The sequence below is a fragment of the Streptomyces sp. NPDC002690 genome, from assembly GCF_053592415.1.
The window spans coordinates 1-6145 of the sequence record NZ_JBSFVR010000419.1 but is presented as its reverse complement, the minus strand read 5'-3'; the positions used below and the strand labels follow the sequence as shown (position 1 = coordinate 6145).

The following is a 6145-nucleotide window of genomic DNA, read 5'->3' as shown; positions in this document are numbered from 1 at the left end:
CCGCGCGTTAGCCCGGCGCGGGCCCCCGCGGTCGGAGGCCGCCCCGTGGGGCCCGCAACTCCCGGCGGGGGCCCCGTGTCTCCGGAGGCGGCCGTCCTCCTCGGCGCGGCCCATCGGCCCAGAGGCGTCGCAACCCCTCCGGGTCCTTTCCGTGAAGTCCCGGGCACATGCTCGGCCTTTCCGGCCGTCCAGCACCTCCCAGGGCCACTCCGACCCCGTTCGCGGAGTAAGCGCCGTCCCGCACTCCTCGGAGCGGACAACCGCCTTCGCCTGATCGGCGAACCATTCAGTGGCTCCGGCAAGAGAATTTCGTCGGTGTGCGCCACCTTTCGAACTGATACCACCTTTTATCCGTTGCCATTTTCGTGTCACTCTCCCCCTTTTCCCGCAGGGCACCTTCAAGGGGCACGCCCGTCAGAACTCGACCGCGGAGTCGACCATGACGAAAAGGCGGTGAACACGGGCTGAACCGCAGGTTTACCGAATCCCTCGACACGGTTCCACGCGCCGGTGATCACAGAAGCGGCTCGGCCCGCATAAAACACACTTTCCCCCATTCGGCACTGCGGACAATCCGCACCCGACGGGAAGAACTGGCATCAACGATCACGTCGCGGCCCGCACGACGCCCCTTACCGATGGCTGCACCACGTGGTACTAATTGTTCGCCGGAATAGCGGGAATCCGGCATGTCGCGGCGCGAAAAATGGAGGGGGAATCACGAGCGACCGGGGTCGGCGTGCCCACCTCCGGAATTCACACCGATCGCGCCGGCATGTCTCCGTCCGGCACATCGGGACGGGCCTGTGCGTGCGATTGCTTCGCGTTCTCCCGGCACCGAACACCCAAGGCCGCCCGAGAAGCCGGATTTCCCCTGCGCAAGGGCGGCGCCCGCACCGAGGCATCCGGACAGCCGTGCACGGGCTGCGGGGAGAGCACCCGCCGCGCGATCGGGATCGTCCCGCGACGACTCCATGGGCTCCGCCCGCACCACCGACTTGTCCGGCAGCGCGCTCGCCGGCGTTGAGAACCGTTGAGAGAGAGATCATGCCGAGAACATCGCGCTCCGTGGCCACCGGTACGGCCGCCTTCGCCGCCGCCGTCATGGCGGCACCCATGGTGCTCACCGTGCCGGCGCAGGCAGTCACCGGCTCCGAAGCCGACTCCTACGCGTTCACCACCCGTCTGGACATCGGCGCCGGGCAGCGTGCCTGCTCCGGTGCGCTGGTGTACTCGGACTGGGTTCTCACGGCGGCCAGTTGCTTCGACGACAACCCGGCCGACGGGCTCGACGTTCCGGCCGGTGCCCCGGCTCTGGCGACGACCGCCACCATCGGCCGTGCCGACACCACCACCGCGGCCGGCCAGGTCCGCGGTGTCACCCAGCTCGTCCCGTACCCCGGCCAGGACCTGGTGCTCGCGAAGCTCGCGAGCCCGGTGACCGACATCGCCCCGGTCGGCCTGGCCACCACCGCGCCCACCGCCGGGGAAGAGCTGCGGGTCGCCGGCTACGGCCGTACCAAGGATGAGTGGGCACCGGTGAAAATGCACACGGGTGCGTTCACCGTGGACTCCGCCACCGCGAGCGAGGTGAACATCACCGGCAAGGACGGCGCCACCGTCTGCAAGGGCGACGCGGGAGGTCCGCTGCTTCGTGATTCGGGCGTATCGGTCCGTCTCGTCGGCGTCAACAGCCGTTCCTGGCAAGGGGGCTGCTTCGGAACGGACGACACGCAGACGCGGACCGGCGCGATCGCGACCCGCCTCGACGAACTGCGTGCCTGGGTGGGCGCCAACGTCGGACCGGTCTGCAATTCCCAGGGCGCTCTGTACTCGGTGGTGAGCGACGGCTCACTACTGCGCCGCAACCTCGACGACCCGATGAACGGCACCGGGACGATACCGGACGCCAGCACCATCGACACGGGCTGGCAGTCCTACGGGCGTGTCCTGGCCGGCACCTCGGCGACGTTCTACGGCATCAAGTCCGACGGCATCTACCTCAGCCACCGGGTCGCCGCCACCTCCACCTGGGACGTGCACCACAAGAAGATCAGCTCGGCGTTCACCGCGTACGCCCAGCCGGCCAACCACAACAAGATCAGCGTCGACCGGACCGGTCACATCTGGTACGTCGACACGGACGGCGACCTCCGCTGGGCGCAGTACGACACCGTCACCGGCACCTGGAACAGCCTCGGCGACAAGAAGATCGACACGGGCTGGAACGCGTACACGCACGTCTTCGCCGCCGACGACGGCGTGCTCTACGGCATCGACTCCGCGACGGGGCACCTGATCCGCTCCCGTTACGACTTCACCAGCCAGCGCTGGATCCAGCACCAGGCGACGGTGAACACCGCCGACTGGCGTGACACCAAGGAGATCACCTCCTTCGGCGGCGACACGATCCTGCGCGTCAAGACCGGCGGCGAGATGCGCCAGTACCGCTACAACGAGGGCACCGGGGTCTTCGACAGCTGGAACAAGCTGGTCGGCTCCGGCAACAACTGGACCCTGTACACCAGCATCAGCACCGCGCCCGACAACTGCTACCTGCGCGGCGACCGTTCGCCCTCCCTCCCCTCGGTGGACCGGACCCCGGACGCGGCGGGGTCCGTGCTGCAGGCCTCCACCGGTGAGATCCAGTACGCCTACGTCGACGCCGACGGCCGCCTCGTCCACGGCCGGCAGGCCGAGGGCGCCGGATTCTCGGCCGTCCAGTGGACGACCGGCGCCACCACCGAGACCTACACCGGCCGGCCCCAGCTGGCCGAACAGCCCGACACCAAGGTCGCCCTGATCGCTCAGCAGACCGACAGCGACGTCGTGTGGCGCCGCCACGTCCAGGGCTCCGCCGACGCTCCCACCTGGACCGACCTGCACGGCGCGATGAAGGGTCACCCCGTCACCGCCGTGCGCGGTGACGGCGCTCTGGTCGAGTTCTCCGTCGACGCGGCGGGAGTGCCCTGGTACCGCGCCCAGCAGCGCCCCAACGTGGACTTCCTTGGCTGGACCAAGCTCACCGGGTCAGGCCTGCGCGGGGAACTGACCGCCGTGACCACCGGTACCTCGATCCAGCTCTTCGCCTCCGACACCTCCGGGCAGCTGCGCACGGCCGCCTTCACGGACGGCGCGCTGGGCACCTGGAGCACCATCGGAAACGCGGCGGTCAGCCACGCCCCCTCGGTGATCGTCCGCAGCGACGGACGGCTGGGCGTCTTCGCCCGGAGCGCGGACGGCAAGGTCGTCGCCGCCGAGCAGTCGGCCGCGGGCGGAGCGTTCCCGGCCGTCTGGACCCCGGTCGGTTCCCTGACGGCGGCGGGCGCCCCCTCGGCGGTGGTGGACACGTCGACCGGTTTCACCCGGATCGTGGCACGCGCCTCGGACGGAACGATCCACCGGACCGAGGAGGCGGTGAAGGGCGCCTACGGCTCCTGGAACGCCTGGACCCAGGTGTCGGCCGACGTCTCGACGACCGACCCCGCGGCCTTCGCCTACACGTCCGGCACCGGTGCGGCCTGGGCCTACCTCTTCCGCGACGGCTCGAACCAGCCCCGGATCCAGCAGGGGCAGTAGGGCAGCGGCAGGCCGGCACGTGGTGAGGGAGCGAAAGCGCCCCCTCACCACGGCCGCCGTCGCCCACCGGGTGGTGGTCCGGTCGCCCCCGGCCGGGATCCGCCGGACCCCGCTCGCCTCAGTCCGTGGGCCCGACCGGCACCCCGGCCTCCAGGTTGAGCACGGTGGAGCGCTCGCGGGCCCTGAGCGCCCAGCGCAGCCGGGTGTAGCGGGTCGGTGGGAGGAGCCCGGCGGCCTCCTCCTCGGTGACGAAGCGCCAGTCCCGCAGCTCGGAGTTCTGGAGCAGCAGCCCCTGCGCGTCCTCGTCGCCCAGTACCCCGCCGTCGAAGAGGAACCGCAGGCCGCCGTAGCCGGGCGGTCTCGGAGCCTCCCAGTCGACCACGAGCAGCCTGGGCTCCGTGGTCAGGACCAGGCCGATCTCCTCGGCCACCTCACGGACTCCGGCCCTGGCGGGTGCCTCGCCCGCCTCGACTATCCCGCCGGGGAACTCCCAGCCCGCCTTGTAGGTGGGGTCGACGAGGAGGACCCGGCCGCGTTCGTCGAAGAGGAGTACGCCGGCGGCGACCGTCTCGGCGGTGGGGGACGGGTTCTGGACGATCCCGCACTCCCCGGCGGCGCCGGTGCGTACCGCTTCCTCGATCCGCAGCGCGGTCTCGCGCGGGGTGAGTGAGCTGTTGTCGATGACGTGGGCGTCGGCGGTGAGCCACTGAAGGGCGGCGCGGTAGGGCTCGATGTGTTCGAGGCACCAACGCCGGGTGCGCAGGCTCCGTCCGGGGTCTCCGGAGAGCTCGTGCCGCTCCGAGATCCGCTGATGCAGGATCGTTTCCTCTGGGAGGAGCAGCACATGGTGCACGGGGATGCGACGGGCGGCGAGCCCGCCGAACATCTCGTCCCGGTACTCCTGCCGCAGCAGCGTCATCGGCACCACGAGCGTGCCGGGCACCTCGGCGAGCAGGGCCGCCGCGGTGTCCACGACCAGGCGCCGCCAGATGGGCAGGTCCTGAAAGTCGGTCACCTCCGCCAGTCGCTTCTGGGGCAGCAGCCCGCGCAGCGCGGCACCGGTCAGCCCGGGATCGTACAGCGTGCTGTTCGGGATCAGGTCGAGCAGTTCGCAGGCCGCACTGGTCTTGCCCGCACTGAACGCACCGTTGACCCAGACGATCACGGCTCCCCCTTCACCAGGCATCTCTTCCGGTCCGTGCCGCGCTCGCGCTCCGGCGCCCTACGGGACGCCCCGTCCGAGGTCCGCGACGCGGGTCCCGTCCCTGGGCGCGGCGCGGTCGTCCGGAGAGGCTCCGGCCCTCTGTGGCTTGCCCTGAACACCCTGGGGCGAAAACCCGGCGCGACGAACCTGTTGTACGGAGCCGTGGACGGGGTACCCGTCGGCAGACGCCCGGCCGGACGGCCGGTCGGCCGGACCGCCCCGGGAGACGAGCCGGGTGGCCCGGGTCGGGTGGCCCGGGTCGGGTGGCCCGGGTCGTCGTCGGCGGCGGGCCGTCATCCTTCCCCGTGGTCGGGTGAGACCGCGGACAGCGGCAGAGGGGTACACCATGCGTCAGACGGTGCTCGGACAGTTTCCCGCCGGCGGGCCGCGCGGCAGCTGGCCCGCGGAGGAGTTCGCGGCCGCGCGCCGCGGCGAGGGGCTCGCGGTGGAGGTCGTGATGGACCTGGACCGCGACGCCTTCCTCGTGGTGGTCGCCCGCAACTCGGCCGACCGCGCCCGCTGAGCCTCCCGCCGCCTCGGCGGGACCGGGCACGGTGTCAGCGCACGGTGGCCGCCGCGGCCGCTCCCACGAGCCCCGCGTCATTGCCCATCACTGCGGCCGTCACCGTGAGGTTGCGCACGAAGGAGAGCGTCGCGTAGTCGGCCAAGGCCCGCCTCAGCGGGGCGAAGAGCACGTCGCCGGCGCCGGCCACGCCGCCGCCGATCACCGCGATGTCGATCTCGACGAGGGTGGCCGTGGCGGCGATCCCGGCGGCGAGCGCCTGCGCCGCACGGTCGAAGGACGCCTGGGCCACGGGGTCTCCAGCCCGTGCGGCGGCGGCCACGGCGCGTGCCGTGACGTCCCCGTCCGCTCCGGGCCGCCACCCGTCGTCCAGGGCGCGGCGCGCGATGTTGGGGCCGCTGGCGATCCGCTCGACGCAGCCGCGGGCGCCGCAGGGGCAGGCGTCGCCGTCCAGGTCCACGCTGATGTGGCCGATGTGGCCCGAGTTGCCGGTGGGGCCGGGGTGGAGCCTGCCGCCGAGGACGAGTCCGCCGCCGACACCGGTCGACACGACCATGCAGAGCGCGTTGTCGTGCCCGCGGGCAGCACCCTGCCAATGTTCGGCCGCCGTCATCGCCACGCCGTCGCCGACCAGGGTCACCGGCAGTCCACCGATCGTCTTGCCGACCCGGTCGACCAACGGGAAGTCCCGCCACCCGGGAACGTTGACCGGGCTGACCGTGCCCGCCGAGGCGTCCACCGGTCCCGCGCTGCCGATGCCCAGCGCCGAGGCGCGCTCCCAGTGCGAGGAGGCCATCAGCTCGGAGAGGACACCGTCCACCGCCCCCATCACCGACTCG

Annotated in this window: 4 protein-coding genes; 2 read left to right on the top strand and 2 right to left on the bottom strand. The window is 71.7% G+C overall.

Annotated features, from left to right (window positions below):
- Positions 1-1047: 1047 nt before the first annotated feature.
- A complete protein-coding gene (locus ACWD3D_RS32245) occupies positions 1048-3579 on the top strand; it encodes a tachylectin-related carbohydrate-binding protein (RefSeq protein ID WP_451464276.1) in 2532 nt (843 codons plus the stop codon).
- Between the two features lie 118 nt (positions 3580-3697).
- Here the strand turns inward: ACWD3D_RS32245 and ACWD3D_RS32240 are convergent, their stop codons facing one another.
- Positions 3698-4744 carry an NUDIX domain-containing protein gene (locus tag ACWD3D_RS32240; RefSeq protein WP_451464275.1) on the bottom strand — a complete coding sequence of 349 codons (1047 nt, stop codon included), beginning with the start codon at positions 4742-4744 and terminating at the stop codon, positions 3698-3700.
- 385 nt (positions 4745-5129) lie between these two features.
- Between ACWD3D_RS32240 and ACWD3D_RS32235 the strand changes: the two genes are divergently transcribed.
- Positions 5130-5306: a hypothetical protein gene (locus tag ACWD3D_RS32235; RefSeq protein ID WP_451464274.1), complete on the top strand. Its 177-nt coding sequence runs from the start codon at positions 5130-5132 to the stop codon at positions 5304-5306.
- Between the two features lie 34 nt (positions 5307-5340).
- Here ACWD3D_RS32235 and ACWD3D_RS32230 read toward each other — a convergent pair.
- Positions 5341-6145: ROK family protein (locus ACWD3D_RS32230; RefSeq protein WP_451464273.1), on the bottom strand; the 805-nt coding region annotated here is incomplete at its 5' end.